The sequence below is a fragment of the Marinobacter albus genome, from assembly GCF_030238305.1.
Lineage (GTDB): Bacteria > Pseudomonadota > Gammaproteobacteria > Pseudomonadales > Oleiphilaceae > Marinobacter > Marinobacter albus.
Genome location: NZ_JASSQD010000003.1, coordinates 63,873 through 87,237 on the forward strand (window position 1 = coordinate 63,873; position 23,365 = coordinate 87,237).

Annotated in this window: 21 protein-coding genes and 1 tRNA gene; 8 read left to right on the forward strand and 14 right to left on the reverse strand. The window is 58.4% G+C overall.

The window, feature by feature from the left end:
• Window positions 1-64 precede the first annotated feature (64 nt).
• The gene (locus tag QQF73_RS15185) at window positions 65-1,456 is read left to right on the forward strand and encodes a hypothetical protein (protein ID WP_219868200.1); all 1,392 of its coding nucleotides are present in this window, start codon (window positions 65-67) and stop codon (window positions 1,454-1,456) included.
• A 148-nt stretch (window positions 1,457-1,604) separates the two neighbouring features.
• Here the strand turns inward: QQF73_RS15185 and QQF73_RS15190 are convergent, their stop codons facing one another.
• Window positions 1,605-2,534: a hypothetical protein gene (locus QQF73_RS15190; RefSeq protein ID WP_285368709.1), complete on the reverse strand. Its 930-nt coding sequence runs from the start codon at window positions 2,532-2,534 to the stop codon at window positions 1,605-1,607.
• 289 nt (window positions 2,535-2,823) lie between these two features.
• On the opposite strand from QQF73_RS15190, the gene QQF73_RS15195 reads away from it, so the two are divergent.
• Window positions 2,824-3,465, forward strand: coding sequence for an MBL fold metallo-hydrolase (locus QQF73_RS15195; protein ID WP_219868202.1), 642 nt, complete (start codon window positions 2,824-2,826; stop codon window positions 3,463-3,465).
• Here the strand turns inward: QQF73_RS15195 and QQF73_RS15200 are convergent.
• Window positions 3,462-5,078, reverse strand: coding sequence for a methyl-accepting chemotaxis protein (locus QQF73_RS15200; protein ID WP_285368710.1), 1,617 nt, complete (start codon window positions 5,076-5,078; stop codon window positions 3,462-3,464). The two genes, QQF73_RS15195 and QQF73_RS15200, sit on opposite strands and share 4 nt — an antisense overlap.
• 251 nt (window positions 5,079-5,329) lie before the next feature.
• On the opposite strand from QQF73_RS15200, the gene QQF73_RS15205 reads away from it, so the two are divergent.
• Window positions 5,330-5,995 (forward strand): hypothetical protein, encoded by a 666-nt coding sequence (locus QQF73_RS15205; RefSeq protein ID WP_219868204.1) that lies wholly within the window; start codon window positions 5,330-5,332, stop codon window positions 5,993-5,995.
• 19 nt (window positions 5,996-6,014) lie between these two features.
• Here the strand turns inward: QQF73_RS15205 and QQF73_RS15210 are convergent, their stop codons facing one another.
• Window positions 6,015-6,638, reverse strand: coding sequence for an L-threonylcarbamoyladenylate synthase (locus QQF73_RS15210; protein ID WP_219868205.1), 624 nt, complete (start codon window positions 6,636-6,638; stop codon window positions 6,015-6,017).
• Window positions 6,635-6,991: a BolA family protein gene (locus tag QQF73_RS15215; protein ID WP_219868206.1), complete on the reverse strand. Its 357-nt coding sequence runs from the start codon at window positions 6,989-6,991 to the stop codon at window positions 6,635-6,637. Before QQF73_RS15215 ends, QQF73_RS15210 begins: the two co-directional genes overlap by 4 nt.
• 125 nt (window positions 6,992-7,116) lie before the next feature.
• Here QQF73_RS15215 and QQF73_RS15220 point away from each other — a divergent pair, with 125 nt between their 5' ends.
• From QQF73_RS15220 to QQF73_RS15235, 4 genes are all read left to right on the forward strand, one after another.
• Window positions 7,117-9,291: a DNA topoisomerase III gene (locus tag QQF73_RS15220; RefSeq protein ID WP_285368712.1), complete on the forward strand. Its 2,175-nt coding sequence runs from the start codon at window positions 7,117-7,119 to the stop codon at window positions 9,289-9,291.
• A gap of 115 nt (window positions 9,292-9,406) precedes the next feature.
• The gene (locus QQF73_RS15225; protein WP_219868208.1) at window positions 9,407-10,144 is read left to right on the forward strand and encodes a response regulator transcription factor; all 738 of its coding nucleotides are present in this window, start codon (window positions 9,407-9,409) and stop codon (window positions 10,142-10,144) included.
• Complete coding sequence (locus QQF73_RS15230) at window positions 10,137-11,774, forward strand: FecR family protein (RefSeq protein WP_285368713.1); 1,638 nt, start codon at window positions 10,137-10,139, stop codon at window positions 11,772-11,774. The genes QQF73_RS15225 and QQF73_RS15230 overlap by 8 nt, the downstream gene beginning before the upstream one ends.
• 33 nt (window positions 11,775-11,807) lie before the next feature.
• A complete protein-coding gene (locus QQF73_RS15235) occupies window positions 11,808-14,375 on the forward strand; it encodes a CHASE2 domain-containing protein (protein WP_285368714.1) in 2,568 nt (855 codons plus the stop codon).
• 37 nt (window positions 14,376-14,412) lie between these two features.
• On the opposite strand, the gene QQF73_RS15240 is transcribed toward QQF73_RS15235, so the two are convergent.
• The 4 genes from QQF73_RS15240 to QQF73_RS15255 form a co-directional block, all read right to left on the reverse strand.
• Entirely contained in the window at window positions 14,413-14,658 is a 246-nt protein-coding gene (locus tag QQF73_RS15240; protein ID WP_228743561.1) for a fibronectin type III domain-containing protein, read from the reverse strand.
• Window positions 14,659-15,196: 538 nt separating this feature from the next.
• A complete protein-coding gene (locus QQF73_RS15245; RefSeq protein WP_285368715.1) occupies window positions 15,197-16,036 on the reverse strand; it encodes a DODA-type extradiol aromatic ring-opening family dioxygenase in 840 nt (279 codons plus the stop codon).
• 49 nt (window positions 16,037-16,085) lie between these two features.
• On the reverse strand, window positions 16,086-17,033 hold the full coding sequence (locus QQF73_RS15250) for a glutathione S-transferase family protein (RefSeq protein WP_285368716.1): 948 nt from the start codon (window positions 17,031-17,033) through the stop codon (window positions 16,086-16,088).
• 90 nt (window positions 17,034-17,123) lie between these two features.
• Complete coding sequence (locus tag QQF73_RS15255) at window positions 17,124-17,588, reverse strand: DoxX family protein (RefSeq protein ID WP_285369019.1); 465 nt, start codon at window positions 17,586-17,588, stop codon at window positions 17,124-17,126.
• A gap of 164 nt (window positions 17,589-17,752) precedes the next feature.
• Here QQF73_RS15255 and QQF73_RS15260 point away from each other — a divergent pair, with 164 nt between their 5' ends.
• The gene (locus QQF73_RS15260) at window positions 17,753-18,649 is read left to right on the forward strand and encodes a LysR family transcriptional regulator (RefSeq protein ID WP_219868213.1); all 897 of its coding nucleotides are present in this window, start codon (window positions 17,753-17,755) and stop codon (window positions 18,647-18,649) included.
• Window positions 18,650-18,711: 62 nt separating this feature from the next.
• Here the strand turns inward: QQF73_RS15260 and QQF73_RS15265 are convergent, their stop codons facing one another.
• The 6 genes from QQF73_RS15265 to lpxB all read right to left on the reverse strand — a co-directional run bounded on the left by QQF73_RS15265 (window position 18,712) and on the right by lpxB (window position 23,355).
• Complete coding sequence (locus tag QQF73_RS15265; RefSeq protein WP_219868214.1) at window positions 18,712-19,263, reverse strand: hypothetical protein; 552 nt, start codon at window positions 19,261-19,263, stop codon at window positions 18,712-18,714.
• A gap of 445 nt (window positions 19,264-19,708) precedes the next feature.
• Window positions 19,709-20,215 carry a hypothetical protein gene (locus QQF73_RS15270; protein ID WP_219868215.1) on the reverse strand — a complete coding sequence of 169 codons (507 nt, stop codon included), beginning with the start codon at window positions 20,213-20,215 and terminating at the stop codon, window positions 19,709-19,711.
• Window positions 20,216-20,294: 79 nt separating this feature from the next.
• Window positions 20,295-20,576, reverse strand: coding sequence for a hypothetical protein (locus QQF73_RS15275; RefSeq protein WP_219868216.1), 282 nt, complete (start codon window positions 20,574-20,576; stop codon window positions 20,295-20,297).
• Between the two features lie 748 nt (window positions 20,577-21,324).
• Window positions 21,325-21,401: transfer RNA gene (locus tag QQF73_RS15280), tRNA-Met, on the reverse strand.
• 71 nt (window positions 21,402-21,472) lie between these two features.
• Window positions 21,473-22,168, reverse strand: a complete 696-nt coding sequence (gene rnhB / locus QQF73_RS15285; protein ID WP_219868217.1) for a ribonuclease HII — start codon at window positions 22,166-22,168, stop codon at window positions 21,473-21,475.
• The gene (gene lpxB / locus QQF73_RS15290; protein WP_285368717.1) at window positions 22,168-23,355 is read right to left on the reverse strand and encodes a lipid-A-disaccharide synthase; all 1,188 of its coding nucleotides are present in this window, start codon (window positions 23,353-23,355) and stop codon (window positions 22,168-22,170) included. The genes rnhB and lpxB overlap by 1 nt, the downstream gene beginning before the upstream one ends.
• Window positions 23,356-23,365: the final 10 nt, after the last annotated feature.

Genomic DNA, 23,365 nt, shown 5'->3' on the forward strand with positions numbered 1-23,365 from the left:
ACAGGGCACTCGCCTACATTGAAGTTCGGCCTGAATGACGCGATGGCGGCCTGCGGTAGCGGCGGTGACGTTTCTTGCTGCGTCGCGGACCCTGGCCCATGCATTTGGCGCGCGCTACGACCTGCCGCTGCCGCTCGGCCTGTATCTTGCCGCTGCGGGGATGGCGGTGGCAGCTTCGTTTCTCGGCGCACTGTTCTTCCTGCGCGCCGGGCGGGCACGTCCTGTACATCTGGACATCCCGATACCCGCCAGAGTTGGCCATGTGCTTTCGACGGTTCTCGGCATTTTCGGCGTGCTTGGGCTTGCCATCCTCCTAGGTGCAGCCTTCTCCGGCCCACAGGAGGCCGTCCGCAACCTCGCTACCGTCGGGGTGTGGGTGATCTGGTGGGTAGGATTTGTGCTTTTTTCGGCCTTGGTGGTCTGCCTCTGGCCGCAGGTCGACCCATTCCGCAGGCTGGCGGCGCTCCTGGCGAGGGTGGCCGGACGGCCATGGGGAAGCAGTTCGGCCAAACCGCCGTCGGCTGCCGGCTTGCTTGCACCGACAGGACTGCTGGCACTTGCCTGGATTGAGCTGGTATCAGACTGGTCAGAAGAGCCGTATGCGGTGGGCCTGCTGGTGATTGCCTATATCTTGGTCGCGCTCCTCGGCGGACTCGCCTACGGAAAAGAGTGGTTCTGTGTGGTCGACCCACTGAGCCGCATTTTCGCGGTGCTCGCCCGACTTGCACCTATCTGTGTGGCCAGCCGCACAGCCTTGCGCTTGCGTCCGCCGGGCGAGGGCCTCCTGCAGAGGACCGAGCCTGTACGTGGCGAGGTGGCGCTGATCACCGCGCTCATCGGGATTGTACTCTTTGACGGCTTGTCCGAGACGCCCGTCTGGGCCGCAGTGCTGGATTTCGTGAGCGGCTCGCAATCGCTGCGCCCGCAGCTACTCTGGCTGCGTGCCCAGGGCGCCGATTTGATCCAGGTGATACGCACCATCGGCCTCTTCACCACCATAGCCGGTTTCTACGGAGCCTACTGGCTTTTGATTGTGCTGATGCAGGCGTTGGCCGGTGGCGGGCTCACGATCAGTCAACTCGCGCGCGAGTTCGTCGGAACCCTCCTTCCTATCGCGGTCGCCTACCACCTGTCGCACTACATCTCGTACCTCCTGATCGCGGGACAGCTGATCTTTCCCGCCGCGTCCGACCCGTTCGGCCTGGGATGGGACGTATTCGGCACGCGGAACTGGTCCATCGACATCAGCATCATCGGGGCCAAGCAGGTCTGGTGGATAGCCTTCACGGCACTGATCGCGGGGCACGCGCTTTCGGTCCTGGTCGCCCACCGGCGGGCAATCCTGCTGTTCAAAGACAAGCGGCGCGCGGCCCTCTCGCAGATCCCAATGACAATTGCCATGGTCGGCCTGACCGTACTGAGCCTGTGGATTCTCTCGCAGCCGCTCACGGAGTAAGTAGACGCTACCTCGTTTCGCACCCGAGCGAACTGCGCAGGTTTCGCAACTTCAGGATACACACCGAACGACGGGTTCTGAGGATTCGTCACCTTGTGCACCATGATGCCCCTGCCCGTTAACCTTCCCTACTGTGAGCGCTTCCGGTTCAGAGCGGCAGCGCCGTGCCGCAAGTGTCCTGGTAGGAAACTTCACTGCCATTGACCAGCACTTCCAGCCCGAAGCCCCGGGCGGTGCTCTGCCCGTAGCGCGCTTCAACGGTGCCATCCCCTTCCAGAAGAATGTGTCCCCGGGTAGGGCAATCTTCCGTCAACACCACCTCTAAGGGGATCGGTGTGGAGTACGAGACATAGCCCGCAAGGGCAGAGCTCACCAGATCGGCTGTCATGGAAAGTGTGATGACGTCACCGGACTGGACTACCTTGAATTCGGAATCCCGCGTTGCGACGTATTCGCTGCCCAGCCGGTACTCCATCGATGGCGATACCGTGGTTACGGTGTAATCGGACTCATTGGTAACGCTAATTGTCGACGTCTGGCTGCCGAGGATCGCAAGCGCCTCACCGGAATCCAGCTTCTGCCCGGAAATGTCGATCCGCTCCACAACGGTAGCTGAGGAACCGCTGCTGGAAGCCGTCACATCGGTACGGTATTCGCCATTCAGCAGAAGCAAGCCATGGCTGAACGTCTGCACCTGGCAGTTACTGAACGTAAACACATAGCTTTCACTGGTCGAACCCACTGTCTGCTGAACATTCACCACGCCATCCGCGTTTGCGCAGCTGTACTCCGGCTCAGCAGCCGCCGTAGCGACCGCCGTGCCACCGGAAGGTGCCTGGAGGGAAACCTCAACATCCTCGACAAGCGAAACCACGCCATTGATGTCCGAGTAGGCCGCCGTTGCGTCCTGGAAATCACCCTGAACCCGCAACGAAGCCTTTTTATCGCCGTAACCCTGAGTGTCGAGGGACAGTTGGGTTGGCGAACTCGCCGATCCACCACCACCTCCTCCGCCACAGCCCGTGATAAGAACCGTTGCCACTGCCATTGAGAAGTACTTCACGCCTGCCATGTCCATTTTTTACTGCTCCTTTTCGGGATACACCTTGATCGCATCCGGACCATGCGACCACCCGGCATTACCGCCCCGGAAAATATTCCCGGGGCGAATGATTTATGTACCTATAAGCTACCGTCTAATCGAACAATTGCCAGTCCAGGACCTCACTATCTACCCGTGATGGCGTTAAAATTGAGGGCTGTGTCACATCCTGTCTATGCCTCGGATAGCCGTCATCCGGGTTTCAGCTATGACGAATTATCGTAGACTACTGCGCCAAATTGATCTGACAGAGGTAACGCCTGCCATGAAATACCGCATCATCCCGGTTACTCCGTTTCAGCAGAACTGCTCGCTGATCTGGTGCGAAACAACCCGGAAAGCCGCGGTGGTCGATCCCGGCGGGGATCTGGACCGGATTCGCGCTGCCGTGAGCGAGGAAGCCGTTACCGTCGAAAAGATCCTGCTCACCCATGCCCACATTGACCACGCCGGGGGCACTGCGGAACTGGCGCGGGAGCTGGCTGTTCCGATCGAGGGTCCTCAGCGGGAGGACCAGTTCTGGATTGCAGGTCTACCCCAGCAGGCTCAGATGTTCGGTTTCCCGACCCCGGAGACCTTCACCCCTGATCGCTGGCTGAACGATGGTGAGGAGGTAACCGTCGGAGAACAAACCCTGCAAGTACTGCATTGCCCCGGACACACCCCGGGGCATGTGGTGTTTTTCCACCAGTCGTCGAGGTTGGCCCTGGTTGGCGATGTCCTTTTCCATGGCTCCATTGGCCGGACCGATTTCCCGAAGGGCGACCACGCCACTCTGATACGGTCGATTCGGGAAAAGCTGTTCCCTTTGGGCGACGATGTCGCCTTTATCCCCGGGCACGGCCCCATGTCCACGTTTGGAAAGGAGCGGGCCACCAACCCGTTTGTCTCGGACCACCGAGGCTAACCCTGCGCTAACCGGAACTGCGCGATGGTCGCACGGAGGGTCTCCGCCATACCTAGCAGATCCCCGGCGATGCGAGAGGTTTCCTGGGCATCCCGGGAGGTTTGCTCGGCAGAGCGGCTTATCTCAATCACGTTGTGATTGATCGACTCGGAAACGTCGCTCTGCTCGTCGGCTGCGCTCTCCATTTCCTGGTTCAGATCGGTTATCTGGCGCACCGCCAGGGCGATGGTCTGCAGCTCGGACTCCACCCTGAGAATGGCCTGCACCTGATGCTCCGCCATCTCCGAGGCGTGGCTCATGGTGGCCACACAGTCCACCACCTCACTTTTCAGGCCGGTGATGGTGTTGCGGATTTCCTCGGTGGAATCCTGGGTGCGGGATGCCAGTGCCCGAACCTCATCGGCAACTACCGAGAATCCGCGCCCCTGTTCACCTGCACGTGCTGCCTCAATGGCAGCGTTCAGAGCGAGCAGATTGGTCTGGTCGGCAATATTGGAAATCACCTCCAGCATGTCCGACATCTGACTGGTGCGTTGGTCCAGTTGCTCGATTCGCCTGGCCCCTGCCTGAACCTCGTTGTTCAGTACCTCAATGCCCTCAACCGCATTGCGCGCCAGTTGTTCGCCGGCACTGGCGGAAGCAGCGGTGTCGGCCGATTTCCGGGTAGTGTGAATGGCATTTTCACGGACCTGAACCGCGGATGCAGCCATTTCGGTGGTGGCACTGGCAACCTGGTCGGTGTTATCCCGCTGTGCGAGCACTTCCCGTTCTGTGGTTCCGGATTTTTCCGCTATGCCGCGAGCCGCCCGCTCCACCTGCTCGGCATTGTCCATTACCGTGTTCATACTCTCGCGGATTTTCGCCATCATCCGGTTAAAGGCGCGGGACACCGACCCGATCTCATCGTTTCGGCCGACCTCAAGTTCGACGGTCAGGTCAGAATTGCGGGATATCTCGTCCATCCGGTCATGAAGCCGTCGCAAACGTGAAAACACCAATCGGCCGAGGACGAACGCGGTCAGGAAAAACACCGCTGCAAAAATCACGGCCTGGATACCACCGCTGGCCAACAGCTGCTGGTGCAGACGGGCATCGGTTGCCGCCAGTGAATAATCCACCCGGATGGCCCCAAGCACCTGCCCTTCCTCAGCCTGATGGCATCCGAGGCAATTCACGCCCTGGTAATTCTCACTGGCAACCACCGGCTCAACCAGCGTGTAGACACGGCCATCTGCGTTGCTGGAATAGGATTCCACCCGCTCACCAGCCAGCGCCTGCCGGTCCAGCGCATCGCGCTTCTGCTCGGCGGCGGTTCCTTTGCCGAACATCCGGTTTAAATGGTCACTGCGAACAACCCGGATATCCAGGACTTCGTCGGGCGCCATCACCTTCTCGCGCAACAAATCCCGGTTGGCGATAGTGCCCGTTACCATCATGGTATTGAGACCATCGAAATAGGATTTGGCGAGGCCATCCACGTACTGGTGGCTGAATTCCTCCATATGCTCGCGTTGGGCCTGAGCGTTGTAGAGAACCGTCAGCACCAGAACCAGGGAGAAGGCCGCCGCCAACGCGGCGAGTAACAGAAAACGGATGGAGTGTTGTTTTGTCATGGCAGTCCGGCAGAAAGGCACACAAAGATCGAGTTAACTGTCGCGTTTGACGTCGGTCGACGACAGCGAATCGACACCGGACTCTATAGAAACGCGCCATTTTTTTACTGACGCAGATCAGATCTGAGGTAACTCCCGGCACATACCGCCCGGCCTGCTGCCCCTATGGGAATGGCCCGAAACGTGCATAGCACAAGGCAGACGATGATTTTCCGGCAAACGCACCCGTTGCCAAGAGAGGACACAGAGCCATGTCACTACTGACATCCCTGATTCGGGCAAGCAGCCAGTTTCAACAGGCGATGGAAAAACGCCCGACATCCGACAGTGCTGCGCAGGGCGGGCCCGCCAAGGCTGACAGCCCGGCCCCGCAACCTGTCGGCGGGCCGGGTGATGACCGTTTCACACCCTCCGGCGACGACGGGAAAGACCTGGCCAACCTGAAGTCCCGCAAACTTGCGATGGCGGACTACAAGCAGTCAGTGGGGCAGGATCTTGCCTTTGTGCGGGAAACACTGCGGCACAAGCTTGCCGAGTACAGCCTCGCGCCTAACACCGCACTCAACGTGAACCGGGGTGAAAGTGGAAAAATCCAGGTAAGCGGCCAGATCACCGAGGAGTCGAAGACGCTCATCGAGAATGACCTGAACATTAACAGGAACTTCAAGGACGCCTTCAGCCGACTGAGCGTCAATGAGCCGACGCTGCATTTCATGGACAACGCCTTGAAGCTTAATCAGGCCTACGGGGTAAACAATCCGCTACTGGACACACTCATAAGCGAGAACCAGCAGTTCAACGGCCTTCAGGACCTGGTTCATCGATACGACACCCTGCGCCGCTCCGCCAGTGCCGAGAAAATGGAAGCGGCAGGTAATAGCCGGGGCTATGCGTTCAACCTGAACGCCAGGGCCTGAACCTTACCCGCCTTTCCCATCACACATTGAAGGGTGCGGGATCGCCCTTGCCGACCCGTGTCACCACCGGGGCCTCGCCGGTGAAATCCACAACCGTCGTCGCCTCCATTCCACAGAAGCCACCATCGATGATCAGATCCAGTTCGTGTTCCAGGGTTTCCCGGATTTCGTAGGGATCGGTCATCGGTTCGGTTTCACCGGGCAGGATCAGCGTACTGCTCATGATCGGCTCCCCCAGCTCACCCAGCAGCTCCTGAACGATGGCGTTGTCCGGAACACGGACGCCCACCGAGCGCCGCTTGGGGTGCAGCAGCCGGCGTGGCACTTCGCTGGTGGCGTCCAGAATGAACGTGTAAGGCCCGGGGGTGAAGTTCTTCAGCAACCGGTACTGGGTGTTATCCACCTTGGCGTATACGCCGATATCGGAAAGGTCCCGGCATACGAGGGTAAAGTTGTGTTTGTCGTCCAGGCGCCGTATTCGCTTGATGCGATCCGCCGCCTGCTTGTCCCCCAGATGGCAGCCAATGGCATACGCCGAATCCGTGGGATACACAATCACGCCGCCGCGCCGGAGAATATCCACCGCCTGGTTGATCAGTCTCTTCTGCGGCGTTTCCGGGTGAATCTGAAAAAACTGGCTCATGAGCCCTCTCCCCGACTCACAGACCCAGCCATGGCCGGGTCGTTCTTCGAGCCACCCATGCAGTTCGGTGACTCGGGGGCGGCCTGACCCGTTGCCTCCCATTCCTTCGGCGAGTACAGGTGCAGGGCCAGAGCATGGACCTCGCCCGCGAGCTCATCGGCCAGGACACTGTAAATGGCCTGATGCCGCCTGACTTTCATCTGGCCCTCAAAATCCGGGGACACCAGGGTGACCTTGAAGTGCGTCTCCGAATTCGGCGGCACGCTGTGTTTGTGGCTCTCGTTCTCGACCTGCAAAAAACGGACGTCAAAAGCCCCGTTGAGCTTCGTCTCGATGGTGTTCTGGACCTTCATTACTCAATCCTTCTGCGAATGCTTTCTTTCCTGCAGTCTACTACACAAACCGCCAGCCGCCCGAACCTTGACAGCAAAGAACCAAACAGCCACATTCCCATCCCGACCCAATCGCGCCCAGAACCATGCACCTCTATATTGCCGAAAAACCAAGCCTCGGCCGCGCCATTGCCGCCGCCCTGCCCGGCCCCTATCAGAAAGGCCAGGGCTGGATCCGTTGCGGCAAAGGCGACGACGCTGCCACCGTCAGTTGGTGTATTGGCCACTTGCTGGAGCCCGCCGAACCGGCTCGCTACAACCCCGCCTGGAAGAAATGGCGCCAGGAACATTTACCCATGTTCCCGGAGCAATGGCAGGTAATGCCCAAGGACAGCGTGCGCCAGCAACTGAAGGTGCTTGAGTCCCTGATACGTCAGGCCGAAACCATTGTCCACGCAGGGGATCCCGACCGGGAGGGGCAACTGCTGGTGGACGAGGTACTCAGGTACTTCGGCGCAAAAGCGCCGGTTCAGCGAATACTGATCAACGATCTGACACCTGCCGCAGTGGCGAAGGCCGTTCAGACCCCGAAGGACAACCGTGAATTCCGCCGGCTGTCCCACTCGGCTCTCGCTCGCCAACGCGCCGACTGGCTGTACGGCATTAACCTGACACGCTTCTATACCCTGACCTACCAGCAGCAGGGCGAACAGGGCGTCTATTCCGTCGGCCGGGTGCAGACGCCGGTTCTGGGTCTCGTGGTGGAGCGTGACAACACCATCGCGAACTTTGACCCCAGGCCCTTTTTTCGCATTGAGGCGCGCTTCACAGCACAGGAAGAGGAAGCGGACCAAACCCCGTTCACCGCGCGCTGGCTGCCAGACGAACAGTTCCGCGATCACCTTGATGAGGAAAACCGCTTGCTCGACAGGGCAACGGCAGAGCAGATCGCCGCCGACACCAACGGACGCCCCGGAACGATCGTCGAGTCCCGGTTTCGCGACCGCCCGGAACCACCGCCTTTACCTTTGTCACTCTCGGTGCTTCAGATTGAGGCCGGGCGGCTATTTCGCATGGGCGCCAAAGAGGTTCTGGATACGGCGCAGAATCTGTACGAACGGCACCAACTGATCACCTACCCACGTTCAGACTGCCGGTACCTTCCGGAAGGCCACTACGGTCAGCGGGAACAGGTGGTACGGGCGATTGCCCGGGTTGCGCCAAACCTCGCTGACGCCTGCAGCGCGGCAGATCTTGAGCGTCGAACCGCCGCCTGGAACGACAAACGGGTAGACGCCCACCACGCCATCATTCCAACCAGCCGGCCGGCTCCGAATGGCAAGCTGACACCGGCCGAAGAGAAAATCTACGACCTGATCAGCCGTCACTACCTGATGCAGTTCGCGGCCGATGCCGTGCACCGGGAAGGCCGCCTTACGGTGCGAGTGGCGGAACACAAGTTCCGGGCCACCGAGACCGCCATCCTGACGCCTGGCTGGAAGGCCCTGGAACTGAAGCTGCGGGAAGGCAGAAGCGATCCCCAGAAAGCGCCGCTCCCAAGACTGGAACGGGGCGAACCGGTGCTGTGCGACGACTGCTCTATTGCTGAACGGAAAACCCAGCCGCCGCAGCACTTCACCGACGCCACCCTGCTCTCGGCGATGACCAACATTGCCCGCTTCGTCAGCGATCCCGAGTTGCGCAAGACGCTTCGGGAGACCGACGGGCTCGGCACCGAAGCCACCCGCGCCGCGATTATCGACACGCTGTTCAAAAGGGAATACCTGTACCGGGACAGCCGGCACATCCGGGCCACTGACAAGGGAAAGGCGCTGATCAGCGCCCTGCCCGAATCCGTCAGCAAACCGGACCGTACCGCGGTCTGGGAGGCAACACTGGAAAGCATCCGGCGCGGCGAGGGCGACCCCCGCGCCTTCCTGGACACGCTGAAACAGGAAGTCCGGGATTTCATTAATCGCCCTCAGGGCGACCGTGTCGCCGATGAACCGGGAGACGCTCAGCCGGGGCAGGTGCATTGCCCGAAATGCCGGGCGCCCATGACCGAAAGGGACGGCAAGTTCGGACGCTTCCACGCCTGCACCCGGTACCCGGATTGCACAGGCACGAGACCCATCGAGGATACGGCTCCGGCGGATGGCACCGGCCAGAAACCGATCCCCTGCCCCCACTGTTTTTCACCGCTGGTCCGAAGAAAAGGAAAAAAAGGCTGGTTCTGGGGCTGCAGTAATTTCCCTGCCTGCCGACAAACGCTTGATGACGAGGATGGAAAACCCGCCATCCGTTTACGCAAGTCTACATAACGATACTGAATACATTGTCACATTTTGTGATAATCCGGCGATATGGCTGATCAGTCCGTCTGATCATTAGCCTATCGGCAAGATGAAAACAGCGAGCAACCCCGGGAGAGGCTTCATGCGAATCGCTCTGCTTGAAGACGAATACGAACAGGCACAGCACGTACAGTCGATGTTGTCCGAGCACGGGCACCACTGTGACAGCTTCCCCGCTGGCCAGTCGTTCCTCAGTGCTGTCCTGCATCGCAGTTACGATCTCCTTATCCTGGACTGGCAGATACCAGACATGACCGGCATTGAAGTGCTGGAAAATGTCCGGGCCCAGCTCGACTGGTCCATTCCAGTCGTCTTCCTCACCCAGCGAGACAGCGAAGCGGATATCGTCAGGGCCCTGGATGCCGGTGCCGACGACTACCTGGCCAAGCCGGCCCGGGAAGCTGAGCTGGTAGCGCGGATTAACGCCCTCGCCCGCCGAATCAACCCGGACAGCGAGAAGGAATTGCTGAGATACGGTCCGTTTGAGGTCAACACCAAGCGCCGCATCATCACTCTGCACGGGGAAGAGCTGACCCTGACCGATAAAGATTTTGACCTGACCCTGTTCCTGTTCCAGAACCAGGGCCGGCTGCTAACAAGAGAAATGCTCCTGGAGCGGGTATGGGGCCTGGCACGTGACATCAACACCCGTACCGTAGACACCCACATGAGCCGCCTGCGGCGCCGACTCGGCCTGAACCCCGAGAACGGTTTCCGGATCAAGACCATCTACCAGCGCGGCTACCGGCTCGAGTCGATGCAGACGCCGGAAGCAGAGACCACTGACATCGTCGAGACTGATCGGGCCGCGAATGAGTAAAACGGGAGTGCAACGACTTTTCCGGCTGCTGTGGGCGCCGGCCATCCTGTTGACCGCATTCACCACTCAGGCCGAACTGTCCATCACCCAGGGTTCTGCCTCCTCGGTCGCTGATTCTCAAAAAGCGACGACGCCCGAGTGGATATACACGTTGCGGCCCGGTGAGAGTTACGGCCAGGTGGCAGGCGAACTACTGGCGCCAGGCTATTCGGCAGCGCGCCTGCTTCAGTACAACAACATTGAAAAAAGTTCGGCAATAGCCGAAGGCGACAGCATCCGCATTCCCCTGTCCTGGCTGAAGCGCCAACCCGACCCGGCCCGTGTTACGACCGTTTCCGGATCGGTTCAGCTGATCTCCAGCGCAGACGGTCGAAAGCTACCCCTGACGTCCTACACCCTGATTCGCGTGGGCGACGAAATCCTCTCCGGTTCCGGCTCTGCAACCATCGCACTGGCGGACGGATCGGAGGTGCGAATTTCGCCGGACTCCCGACTGATTTTTAACCGCCTGACCCAGTACGGAAAATCCGGGATGGTGGATACACGCCTGCGCCTGCACAAAGGTGAGGTCCATACCCGGGTGAAACCGGTGATAGAGGGTGGTGCACGGTTCGAAATCGAAACCCCATCGGCCGTTGCTGCGGTTCGCGGAACCGTATTTGCCCTGCAGACCTCCGTCAACGGCACCAGCCTCCAGGTCACCGAGGGCGTGGTTGATTTCGGCTCGCCCGGCAAGACTCGCCGAATCCCGGCGGGATACAGTGCCTCGGTTTCGACCACGTCCAATACCGGCCTCAGCATCCGCCGCCTGCCGCCGGCACCGGAGGTCAATCCAATCCCGGCCACTCTGACCAAGCTTCCGGCACCGGTAAGCTGGGCGCCAAGCCAGGCGCCACGACACCGCCTCGATATTTTCGAGTCTGACAGCGGGCGCTGGGTGGAAAGCCGAAAGCTCGACGGCAGCGAGTTCAAACTAAGCATGCTCGACAATGGCGATTACGAAATTCACCTGGCGGCGTTGGACAGTCGCGGAACAGCGGGCATGCCAGCGGTAATCCCCTTCGAGATTGACTTGCAGGCGCAATCCGCAAGCCTGGTTGCCCCTGCTGCCGGTGGCGTAGCCAACGATGATATGCCGGAATTCCGCTGGAGCCTGAACGGCCAGAACGAAGTCGCGCGGGTGGAAATCGCCGAAGACGACAGCTTCCGGGAATTGGTTACCACGAGCGAATGGGCCCCTGAAACATCGGCGCTGCCGTTGCGTCCCCTCGGGCCCGGCCAATACTACTGGCGGGTAGTTACCGAAGCCGGTGGCAACTCGGTGGCGATCAGCGAAACCAGAACACTGGTGGTAAACGGAAGTCTTCCGCCGGTGCGCATCATCAGCGTCAATTACGTGGATAGCCAGGTTCGGGTGTTCTGGGAGAAGGTCAGGACCGCGAGGGAATATCGCCTCCAGCTTTCCGAGGAGCCCGAGTTCCAGAACATTATAAAGGAGGCTAAGCTTGCCGATACCACGGCAGCCTTGCGCCTGATTCCCGGAAGACGGTATTTTGTGCGGCTTAAAGCTCTTTCTGACGGCCCCTTGACCAGTCGCTGGGGACCCGGGAGGGAACTGTACCTGGAATAATCCATTGAACAACCGAACGACACAGCAGGGCTCATGAACCGGGAATGGCTGCCAATAAAAACGACTCCCTGGACAATGGGCCTGATACTGCTGGCACTGCTTATCCTGATCCAGTCATCCGAACTTCCCCAACGGCTGGATTACTGGCTGTTCGATAAAGCCACTACCGCCGCACCAGCCCCACTTTCGAGCCAGGTTGCCATTGTGGCTATTGACGAGTTCAGCCTCGACCGGCTTGGGCGATGGCCCTGGCAACGCACGATCCACGCCGAACTCATCGAGAAACTGACGTCCGCCGGTGCGAAGACCATTGTCTTCGACGTGCTGTTTCCCGAACCGTCTGCAGAGGACACCGTTCTTGCCGGTGCAATGCGCAGGCATGGCAATGTCGTACTGCCCATTCATCTTTCTCCACCGACAGCCCATCAACTGCTGAGCGAAGAACTTCCCGCACCTGAACTCACAGCTGCGGCCTCCAGTCTCGGCCACGCCCATGTTGAACTTGATGAGGACGGGGTCGCCCGGGGGCTCTATCTTTTCAATGGCCTGGGCAACCAACTCTGGCCCAGCCTCTCCCTGGCCGCCTCGAGCTTCCCCGGGAATGGATCCGACACTCATCCGGCTCCGCCATTCATGAATGTCCGGGATGAATATCGGGCGGTGCCGCTTGTAGGCGGAGCCGGCACCCTGCCCACGTACTCGTATATCGAGGTACTTAATCAACCTCCGGCACCGGAAGTTTTCGAGGGCAAAACCGTATTTGTCGGTGCAACGGCAGTGGGTTTCGGCGACATACTGCCCACACCCTTTTCAGGGCTGAGCCGGCCAATGTCGGGCGTGGAGTTCCATGCCAACACCTTTTCGGCCCTCAACCAGGACCTTCTGATTCGTCGGGCTCCGGTCTGGGTTTCACCGACACTTACCCTGGCAATTGTGCTCGCGCTCTCTCTCCTACTGCCGAGAATGCGGCCGACTCGCACCATTGCCGCCTGCCTGATGACCGTGGCAGTGCTGCTTGTCGCCCATTTCTCTGGGCTGTTTGTCGCGAACCTGTGGATTCCCGTCGCGAATGCACTGCTGGTCCCATTGCTGGCACTGCCGATATCCAGCGGCTTTCGCCTCGCCATGACCAATCGCTTCCTGAACCGGCAACTGGACGACCTCGCCCGCAGCCCACACATCTCGGTTCCGGAACCCTCGCGACGGCACCCTGCCCAGCTCCTCGAACATTTCCAGGCACTGCTTCAACCTGAGGGATGGCTGCTCTGTGAAGGGCCGAACACCCTATCACGTCGCGGCCTGACCACCGCCGACATCCCCGGAAACCTCGAAGCCGGCCACTGGGTCCATGACAGCAACCGAAGCTGGATAGAACTGCTGCGCGGAAACACCACCTACACCCTAGGCCTGATCCTGCCGAATGACCTGAGCCGCGAGGCCATCCAGCGCTACCTTCGCCGCCTCCACCTGAAAGCCAGCGAGGGACACCCCAAAAAGGAAAAGCCGCGGGAGAACATCTCCGCGAGAATCGAGCGGGTGCGCCTCGCCACCGAACGGCTCAATCACATGCAGCAGTTTATCCGGCGCAGCTTCGAACGCATGCCCGACGGCATCATCGTGACGGACGAACTGGCCGTGATCCGTTTTGCCAATGGTCACATCGAGGAGTGGTTCCAGGAACCGATGCCAAGCCTTGCCGGCCTCCCCCTGGCCCGGCTTCTGGAGGGGCATGACCCCCGGGAGACGCCCCCCTGGCACGAAACCGTTTCGGAAACCCTGACGCTAAGGCAAAGCCGCACAGTCGACCTGCGCATTCGCAACAAAGACTTCCTGATTCACTTTGCGCCATTCGCCCTGCCGGACAGCGATCAGCACGGCATCATCGCTAACATCTCCGACATTTCCGAACTTCGGGAACAACAGCGCCAGCACCGAGAAGCCATCGACTTCATCTCCCACGATGTCCGGTCGCCCCTGGTGTCACAGTTGGCATTGATCGAGCAGCTCAAACGGGATCCGAGCCACATTGAGAAGGCACAGCTTGACCAGCTTGGCCGACTTGCCAGGCGGAGCTATCACCTTGCGGAAGAGTTTGTTCAGCTGGCACGCGCCGAACAGCTGACGGAAACCCGTTTCTATGAGTGCGAGTTCCTGGCCATCGTCGAAAACGCCCGTGACAGTGTCAGTGAGCAGGCGGCGGAAAAGAATATCCAGCTGCAACTGCAGGGCACCGAGGATCTCTGGCTGAAAGGCAATGCGGAATTGCTCGAGCGAGCGGTCATCAATCTGCTGACCAATGCCGTCCAGTACAGTCCGGCGGATTCGGCCATCGACATCCAGGTATACCGGGCTGGCCATCAGGCCTGCCTCACCGTCGGCGACGAGGGCAGCGGTATTGATGCGGACGAGCTACCCCACCTGTTTGATCGTTACCGTCGCCAGAAGAGAAGCGAGCTGGCCGGTGTGCATGGCACAGGTCTGGGCTTGTCGTTTGTAAAGATTGTGGTGGAGAAACACCGAGGGGAAATTTCGGTGGCTTCGACGCCTGGTGAAGGCTCTACCTTTACCCTGAAGCTCCCGATTGCCGACCCCCTTGCCTGAGACTTCGTTACTTCAGGCATACAAGGGGCATCACGGATCAAGACTGAATAGACTTGCTAACTACATCTGACGGTGCACTCATCACACCACTGGTGTCCTGCACCTGAATTGTAAAGTACCAGGTACCATTTTCCAGCCCGTTGATCGCGTAGGACATTTCAGCTTCGGACTGAGCGTTGCTGATAACCACTTCCTCGCCCAGGTCTTCCGCATCCTTTCCATACCGAATCACGTACTTCTCGAGCTCGCCCATCTGGATGCTGTCGCCATTTTCCCGAGTCATGGGTGCGCTCCAGCTCAGTACCGCAGTGCGCTCATCGACGTACCCGCCAGTGCCTGCAGTAGATCCAGTGCCGGAACCTGACCCGCCTCCGCCACAGCCTGTGAGAAGAGTCCCGATTACAAACGCGGCCATCCCTGCCATTGACATTTTGTTGACGCGTTTCATATCTATATTCACCATTTAATCGTCGTTACAGAGGAGTTGTTCAATTCGTGGGCAATTATGAATGAGGCAAACGTCAATTTACTAATTACAAATTGGTCAATTTTCCGTCAGATATCGGTAATAAAATATTCCATTGCGCTGTTTTTTGGGTAATTTTTAACCTGGAATGGGATTGAGGTAAGGGTTTGTACCTAGAGGAAAGTCATAAAACAGGCAGGAAAAAGTGTCCCCTTAAACAGGAGTTCATGGAGAGCACGCCGATCAGCGCCGTGGATATGACATTTTTTGAACTTGGATGGGCCGAGAATTCGTCAATTTAGTGTTGACGCTGGCAGATGTATACCAACAGCACGAACAGAAGCAGTTCAGATGGCTATGAGAGGGCGTCCTGGAGGGAGTAGAGGGGCGATTCGCTGGACCAGTGAAACATCCCTGATTTCTTGCCGAGGATGGTTGCCGGGATATGGGCGTCGCTGGCCCTGCCCGCCAACCCGTAACACACGTGCAAGGGCAAGAGATGCTCTTCCCGGGGATGGCAGAATCGGGCGTGGGGAGCCTGATCCCAGTGGATCAGGCGCTCGGCGCGCCGTGATTCCGGCATGGTGGAGTCGGAGCAAGTCTCGTCCAGCCAGTCTTCGAAAGCCTGGTTGCGGGCCTGAATCTCCGGCGTATTGGGGGTGAAGAACGCTCGCATGTTGTGAAACGAGAAGCCGGACCCGATCACCAGCAGGTTGTCGTAGTCCAGCGCCTGCAACGCCTTGCCGATCGCCAGATGCACGCCGGCATCCAGACTGCCTACCAGCGACAGCTGAACGCAGGGAATATCGGCCTCTGGGTACATCAGCTTCAGCGGCACGAACAGGCCATGATCGAAGCCGCGCTTATCATCAAGCCTTGCCGGAATTCCCGCCTTATCCAACGCCTGGTAAACCTGGCGGGCAAGCACGGGCTCACCCGGGCAGGGATACTGAATGTCGTAGGCCTCTGGAGGAAAGCCATAATAGTCGTAGATCAACGGCGGGTTGGCACCGGCGGTGATTGTCGGTACCGCCTCCTCCCAATGGGCGCTGATAACCAGTATCGCCGAGGGCTTTTTCAGCGCACCGCCCATTTCGGAGAGCCGTTCCACCAGCTCCCGATGCCCGGGATCGCCCAGCAACGGCATTGGCCCGCCGCCATGTGAGATGAACAGTACATCATTATCTGTGGTCATGGTCGCCCCCTCCAGCAAACGGTCGCATGCGGGTTACCGGCAATACCGTTCAGAGTTCGCCCGGCCCTGCCGGTACAATACCGGTCGGGTTCAGCGCCCTGATGGAGTAATACCCGGCCTTGATGTGATCAAGGTTTACCGTGCTTGCCACCCCGTCCAGCTTCAGAATCCGATGCATGTAGGCATGCAGGCGTGGCATGGCTCGCAGGGTATTACGGTTGCACTTGAACAACCCATGGTAGGCCGCATCGAAGCGCACCAGGGTGACGAACAGACGGACATCGGTTTCCGTCAGGCGATCACCAAACAGATAGGTGCGCCCGTCCGCCAGACGCGCCTCAAGCTCATCCAGGGCCGAAAAGACCTTGGCATAGGCTTCATCATAGGCTTCCTGACTAGAGGCAAAGCCGGCCTGATAGACACCGTTATTCAGATCCGTATAAAGATAAGCATTGAGGCTGTCGATCTCGGCCGCGAGATCTTCCGGGTACAGATCCGGGCCCTGGTCCACAATGCCTGCAAAGGCGCTGTTCAGCATTCGAACCACATCCGCAGACTCATTGTTCACGATTGTCCCGGTCTGTTTGTCCCATAACACCGGCACGGTAGCCCGACCAGAGATCTCCGGATCCGAACGGGTGTACAGCTCGTGCATGTAGCGCGCACCGTTGATCGTGTCCTCGTCCGCTCCGGGATAACCACCAAACTGCCAGCCCTGATCGGTCAACCGGGGATTGACCACCGTAACCCCGATCAGATCCTTCAGCCCTTTCAGTTCCCGAACCATCAACGCTCTCGACGCCCAGGGACAGATGTACGCTACGTAGAGGTGATAACGTCCCTTTTCCGCCCTGAATCCGCCAGCCCCGGTGGGACCGGCCGAGCCATCGGGCGTAATCCAGTTTCGGAACGGGGAAACCTGGCGGATAAAACGCCCCTGCTCGTCCTTTGCCTGCACGGGTTGCCAATTCTCTTGCCAGACACCATTCACCAGCATGATTCAGTCCTCCGGTCAGCAAGGCACTCCCCGCGTCGGAGGAGTGCCCATTTCAGTCTTGAATTCGTACTGTGACAAAAACCCAGCCCATCAAATGGCAGCCCGCTGGCCATGGCCGCGCTCAAGCAGCACGTTGTCCAGAGCAAGGCGTCCGCCACCCTGGATGGCCAGGGCCACGCTCACAACGAACAGAGTCAGGGCGTATTCGTAACCATTGTTGGACATGAACAGGCCATTGCCGATGTGAACCGCGAAGATCGCCACCAGCATGGCAACGGCGTTGACCAGTGCCGCCGGTCGGGTCAGCAGGCCAAGGGCCAGCGCCAGGCCGCCAAAGAATTCGGCACTGCCGGCGAGTAGCGCCATCAGGTAGCCTGGCTCCAGCCCAATGCTCGCCATCCACTGGCCTGTCCCCTCAAGACCGTAACCACCAAACCACCCGAAGAGTTTCTGGGCGCCGTGGGCGGCGAGAACCAGCCCAACCGGAACCCGAAGTACCAGGGCAGCGAAACCAGCGCTGGATTGGAGCAGTGTCTGTGCGAATTGATTGTTCATGATGGTCACCTCGAATCTTGCTTTCATTGATTTGTCCCGAAGCCCCCGCTTCAGGTGATGAACCCACTCTACTATCGCCAAACCAAAAGACTAAGATGACCAATGTTGCTTTATTATCAACCAAACATTGATAATTGTGGGAGCACCAGCGAGGGGATGAGTTTATGGACCGTATCGATGCCATGCGGGCCTTTGTCACGGTAGTGAACGAAGGCACCTTCACACGCGCTGCTGACCGGATGGAGATGTCCCCGCAGCTGGTCAGCAAATACGTTTCCCAGCTGGAGCAACACCTTGGTGTACGCCTGCTGAACCGCACTACCCGCAAGATCCACCTGACGGAGGCGGGCGCAAGCTACCACCAGCGCGCGCAGCAGGTTCTCAACGACATCGACGACATGGAAAACCAGCTGGGCGACCTGCAGACCCAGGCGCGCGGCCTGCTGCGCATCAGTGCCCCGGTCTCCTTTGCCATCCGCCATATGGCGCCAATGTTGACGGCCTTCCAGAAAGCCCACCCCGCCGTCGACATCGACCTGCAGCTGAACGACCGCAAGGTCGATATTGTCGAGGAAGGCTTCGATATCGCGCTGCGTATCGGCCACCTGAAAAGCTCCTCCCTGATCGCCAAGCGCATAGCGCCGGTGCGCCTGGTCATGTGCGCCTCCCCGGACTACCTGGAACAACGGGGCACACCCGAACGACCGGAGGAACTCCGGGACCATCGTTACCTGCGCTACAGCTACATGGATGTGGATGCCAACGAGGCGGTGCACCGCGAGTTGCGGAGTGCGGGAAGCGGCATGGTCAGCAATAACGGCGATGTGCTGGTGGAGGCCGCTGTTGCTGGGGCCGGGATTGCCCTACAGCCCACTTTCATTGCAGGTTCGGCAATCCGGGAGGGGAAACTTCAGGTAATCCTGCCAGAGTGCGAGCCAGAACCCATGGCACTCTACGCCGTGTACGCCCACCGGCAGTTGCTGGCAAGCAAGGTTCGCAGCTTCGTGGACTTCATGGACGGGTATTTCGGGGAACCGCCCTATTGGGATCGGTTTGAATAACCAGATTCGGGGCGCCTGACGCCGCGCTTTGAGACGGTTTCGAAAGCATTAAGCGACGCCCCTCATGCCTTTTTGTGAAGACCCAACCTTTCGTTTTCACGTTGGAAAACTTCACGGATCTTGGCGCCATCAGAAGGCTCTTCCTCAAGTGTCTCCGGGTTCCATTGGCTCCGCCGGGTATCGAAGAAATCACCACCATAGATGTGGATTCCCCCCGTGAAACGCTGCAATGGATTGGTAACCGAATGCACTGCGTCTTCAGGCAGCATTACCGTGTCCTTTACGAACAGCGCATTTGCGCCGGACGCCTTGATTCCCTGAGACGTCCTTTTCCAGAATATGTTGTCCTCGCGACCTGTGTAAATTCCGATATTGGCCCACATCCGGTGATTGTGAGGCATGAGGTTCATCTGGGGCGTCCACGTGGCTGAAAATATCGTCAGCGTGGGAGAACTCAGAAGAACGTTCAATCCTGCCTTGTCAGGCTCGCCTAGAGCCGCCAACACGGCACCGGGTGTTGAAACCGCTCGGGCAAGTACTTCATTGACGGCGGCTTGAGCATCGGTCTCTTCGTTAGCAGCGATGCAGTCAGCAATAAAGCGTTCAATGTCCATGCTCACATTCCCCATTGATACCTGTGGTTTATGACTCCCACAGGCGGCAAGTGGCAAGAGTTCTCTCAGATGCGCCTCCGCAGTGAATCGACTGAGGCGATTAGTCATTCAATTTCATCATAGCTGGAAACCTACTCCGGGCTAAAGAAAGCGTTCACGCACTCAGGTTGGCGGCTGGCTTGGCCCAAAAATTGATGATTGCCTGATGTTTCCGGGAAAACTGTCCGGCGTAGCCTCGCGAGGCCGGAACAAACGGTCTCGCATTGGCATGCATTTCAGCTAAGGCTGGACAGGGTGCCCTTCAAATTGCCTAGCCGAATCGCCTTTCGACAATACCTCTGCTAGTTCTGATCCGCAGACTGAGCAAAAACACCGATCATATTTATAGTTCGCACTCAAGGCGAGGCCATTTCCTGACTCTCTGAATGACGCCCTCGTGAGGGAGTTATCGGGTTAGATTGAGCATCAAGCCCGATACGGTTCTGGCTCGTGCCACAAGCAACACAGCCAATAATAGCTCTACTACAGTGGTAACCATGGCGGCCTTGCTTTCTCCCCCTAAATAAAGAGTGGATTCGGAGTATTTGTCACCACTCATTTGCCAGAGAGTCAGCCAGTACACAGTGTCAGAAATAGCGAAGTAGAGAACGTACAAGCCGATTGCCAGCACTAAAACTGTGAGAATGCTTGGTGCGCTCATCGGTTCAATAGGTTGATCCAGCTCAGGTCGAATGATCGAGGCAGAAACCGTCATGGGAAAAAACCACAGCAATAGGGCCACAACCAAAGGGCACAGAACCGACACCCACGCAAAGCCTGCTGGCACTCCATAGTCTTGAATACCGCCGCTAGTCAGTACCTCGACAAGAACTGAGGACTGCCTGACGGTATAGATAACCAGAGCTATCGCAAATAGCCGAATCAAAATGGCGAAGTAGTGGGTAGGTTTCATCGTTTACCTTTAGCGCCCGGCACATGCGCCGGTTTGGAGCCTTAAAGCGGCGGAAACGCAGTCGCTGTTCTGCCGCTTGTTAATCACTGTACTTTTGGACAAGCGACTCAATTTCGTCGACTTTTTCGACTTTCCCGTTACCCAGGTATTTGAAGAACCGACCTTCACCATCCCTAAAGACTTCTCCGGCATTGATGACAGCCTGCTTCGGAGAAATTACTTTCAGTTCCCCAGTACTCTGGTTGAGTAAATAGACAACACCTGCCGAGGTTTCAAAGAGCGAAAAGTTGGGAGAGGCTGAAAACGTAGTGTTGTCACACCCCGTGAGAACCAGAGCTGCCAGAAGAACCCACAATCTCATGCGAGAGACCCCCACAGGATTAACAGCAATTAGGCAGCGCGCTTCGCGATTGCAAAAACTTGACCGCTTCATTATTACGGCCTTTGAATCCCTATTTGCGCTGCCCATAAATACAGAAAACAAAAGCTTAGCTCACTGTTAATCCCCTTGCCACGGAATCATTTGACGTCTGTGATCGGCGCCAACAATAACGCTGTATGCAAGTAAAGTATCTGGCAAGGAGCCGCAAAAATGCAGGGACAGCTTTTTCACCTGAGCTATCAGGTTCACTCAGTAGTTCGGCCGAACCGTTACAGCAACCGCACTGAGAAAACCTATTGGTATTGGATCCGGCGACCTTTCATTCGCTTTCAGCAAATAAAGCACTCTCATGATCCGGGGGCAAAAGGGGGTGGGGAGATAATTTGGACAAGCAGTTCGAAGATATTGACGAAGTTACTCGCTCGAAAAACCCTCGGAAAGGACCTGCAGTGGTAACCGATGACCAAGCTATGAGCATCATCAATAGGCTCAACGAGCCTGATAGATTGATAGCCTATTTACTCTAGGTCGCAGGATGAAGGGCCGTGCGTCCGCCGGCGAGAGGGACCAGAATGCACAAACCGGCAGACTGCCAGCATTTCGCCATATCTATGTAACGCGACCCCAAGAGAGAGGTAACGACATTCGTACCGGTTCTGGAAGGACTGCCTCTTCCCCAAACGAAAAAAGGCAGGTCAGTGAATCACTGATCTGCCTTTCTCTTATATGGTAGCGGGGGCTGGATTCGAACCAACGACCTTCGGGTTATGAGCCCGACGAGCTACCAGACTGCTCCACCCCGCATCAAAACTGGTTGTTTACCGGGGTGACCCCCGATCAACGTGCGCGTATCTTAAGGACTGAAAACCACCCTGTCAATTGCTATTTTCAAACAAATCGACGGGGAAATGAAGGTCCCCTGCATCAGCGGTTTCTCGCACCTCCGACTGCTTCCAGAAACCAGCCTCCTCGATCGCCTCCTGAACCGGACGGAAGGATCGACGATGCTCGGGCGTGACGCCCAGGCGAAACAGGGCTTCGAGGTGAACCGGTGTCGGGTATCCCTTGTGCTTCGCCAGTCCATAGCCTGGATAGGTCTGTTCCAGCACCTCCATCTCCCGATCACGGGTAACCTTTGCGAGGATGGAGGCAGCACTGATCGCCTCAACCCGGCTGTCGCCCTTTACCACCGGTTCGGATGCCCAGCGCCACTTCGGGCACCGATTGCCGTCGACCAGCACGTACTCAGGCTCAATGCAGAGCCCGGCGATTGCCCGTTCCATCGCGACCATCGTGGCCTGGTAGATGTTCAGTTGATCAATTTCATGGGCCTCACAACGTCCAATGCACCAGGCGGTGGCCTTTTCGACAATCTCGTCATACAGTGCGTTACGCTTTTTTTCCGTCAACTTCTTGGAATCGGCCAGTCCCGCAATCGGCCTCTCCGGATTGAGGATCACCGCGGCGGTCACAACCGCGCCAATGAGTGGCCCTCGCCCCACCTCATCCACACCGGCCAGCAATGGGCCCTGGTAGGAACATTCGAATGGCGGCAACTCAACGCGTGCCATCAGGCTCGCCTCCCTTCTAAAAGGTCGGAAATGGACTGCGCGGCTTTTTCATCGGCGTCCTGCTTCAGCGTCTGATGCAACTCGGTAAAAGCATCTACCAGCCGTTGGCGCTCCTGCTGATTCTCCAACCGCTCCAGTACCGCAGACCCCAGCGCCTCGGCAGTTGCCTCGTCCTGCAACAGTTCAGGAACCAGAGCCTCCCGGGCCAGTAAATTGGGCAGTGCCACATGGGGCACCTTGACCAGACGCGACAACAGCGCGTAGCTGAAATCACTCAACCGGTACCCCACCACCATGGGCTTTTTCAGTAACATGGCTTCCAGCGTCGCTGTGCCGGAGGCGAGAAGCACGACATCCGAGGCGGCCATGACCTCCCGGGACCTCCCACGAACGATGGTAACTGGCAACTTCACTTCCAGGGCATCAACCAGGTCCCGTACCTGTTTTTCCCGCTCCCGATTGACACAGGGAATCACCAACTGCAAATCCGGGCGTTTCTCCTGAATCCAGCGAGCGGCTTCCAGAAACAGGGTTCCCAGGCGCTCTACCTCACCAGCCCGGCTTCCCGGCAGTACCGCCAGCAACGGAGCCTGATCGGCAAGCCCCAGCTCCTGACGCGCCTTGCCTGTTTCAGGGACCATGGGAATACGATCAGCCAGCGGGTGCCCCACAAAGGCCACCGGAACCTGATGATCCTCGTAAAAACGGGCCTCGAAGGGGAACAGCGTGAGCATCAGGTTCACGGACTTGGCAATCTTGAAAATCCGTTTCTGTCGCCAGGCCCAGACCGACGGGCTGACGTAGTGAACCGTCGGAATCCCGGCCTCGCGGCAACGCCGTTCAATGGTCAGGGTGAAATCGGGGGAATCAATGCCGATGACGACATCCGGCGGGGTCGTAAAAAAATACTCAAGAAGGCGGGCTCGAATCTGGAACAACTCTCGGATCCGGCCCAGAACTTCTATCAGCCCCATCACGGAAAGCCGTTCCATGGGGACCAGAGAGTGAAACCCTTCGGCGATCATGTCGTCACCGCCAATACCCACAAATCTGGCATTGGGATACCGGCTACGAAGAGACCGGATAAGGCCGGCACCGAGAATGTCTCCCGATGCCTCACCGGCAATGATTCCGAAGGTAATTCGGCGGTTGCTGACAACCGCACGGTTCAAAGGATGGTCCGTCACCTTCAGGCTC

Coding starts and splice junctions, on each gene's coding strand:
- QQF73_RS15275 (WP_219868216.1), bottom strand. CDS start 20,576: ATGAGATTGTGGGTTCTTCTGGCAGCTCTGGTTCTCACGGGGTGTGAC.
- QQF73_RS15190 (WP_285368709.1), bottom strand. CDS start 2,534: ATGGACATGGCAGGCGTGAAGTACTTCTCAATGGCAGTGGCAACGGTT.
- rnhB (WP_219868217.1), bottom strand. CDS start 22,168: ATGGCACGCGTTGAGTTGCCGCCATTCGAATGTTCCTACCAGGGCCCA.
- QQF73_RS15250 (WP_285368716.1), bottom strand. CDS start 17,033: ATGCTGGTGAATGGTGTCTGGCAAGAGAATTGGCAACCCGTGCAGGCA.
- QQF73_RS15245 (WP_285368715.1), bottom strand. CDS start 16,036: ATGACCACAGATAATGATGTACTGTTCATCTCACATGGCGGCGGGCCA.
- QQF73_RS15210 (WP_219868205.1), bottom strand. CDS start 6,638: ATGAGCCAGTTTTTTCAGATTCACCCGGAAACGCCGCAGAAGAGACTG.
- QQF73_RS15260 (WP_219868213.1), top strand. CDS start 17,753: ATGGACCGTATCGATGCCATGCGGGCCTTTGTCACGGTAGTGAACGAA.
- QQF73_RS15195 (WP_219868202.1), top strand. CDS start 2,824: ATGAAATACCGCATCATCCCGGTTACTCCGTTTCAGCAGAACTGCTCG.
- QQF73_RS15235 (WP_285368714.1), top strand. CDS start 11,808: ATGAACCGGGAATGGCTGCCAATAAAAACGACTCCCTGGACAATGGGC.
- QQF73_RS15230 (WP_285368713.1), top strand. CDS start 10,137: ATGAGTAAAACGGGAGTGCAACGACTTTTCCGGCTGCTGTGGGCGCCG.
- QQF73_RS15220 (WP_285368712.1), top strand. CDS start 7,117: ATGCACCTCTATATTGCCGAAAAACCAAGCCTCGGCCGCGCCATTGCC.
- QQF73_RS15215 (WP_219868206.1), bottom strand. CDS start 6,991: ATGAAGGTCCAGAACACCATCGAGACGAAGCTCAACGGGGCTTTTGAC.
- QQF73_RS15225 (WP_219868208.1), top strand. CDS start 9,407: ATGCGAATCGCTCTGCTTGAAGACGAATACGAACAGGCACAGCACGTA.
- QQF73_RS15270 (WP_219868215.1), bottom strand. CDS start 20,215: ATGAAACCTACCCACTACTTCGCCATTTTGATTCGGCTATTTGCGATA.
- QQF73_RS15265 (WP_219868214.1), bottom strand. CDS start 19,263: ATGGACATTGAACGCTTTATTGCTGACTGCATCGCTGCTAACGAAGAG.
- QQF73_RS15205 (WP_219868204.1), top strand. CDS start 5,330: ATGTCACTACTGACATCCCTGATTCGGGCAAGCAGCCAGTTTCAACAG.
- QQF73_RS15240 (WP_228743561.1), bottom strand. CDS start 14,658: ATGACTCGGGAAAATGGCGACAGCATCCAGATGGGCGAGCTCGAGAAG.
- QQF73_RS15255 (WP_285369019.1), bottom strand. CDS start 17,588: ATGAACAATCAATTCGCACAGACACTGCTCCAATCCAGCGCTGGTTTC.
- QQF73_RS15200 (WP_285368710.1), bottom strand. CDS start 5,078: ATGACAAAACAACACTCCATCCGTTTTCTGTTACTCGCCGCGTTGGCG.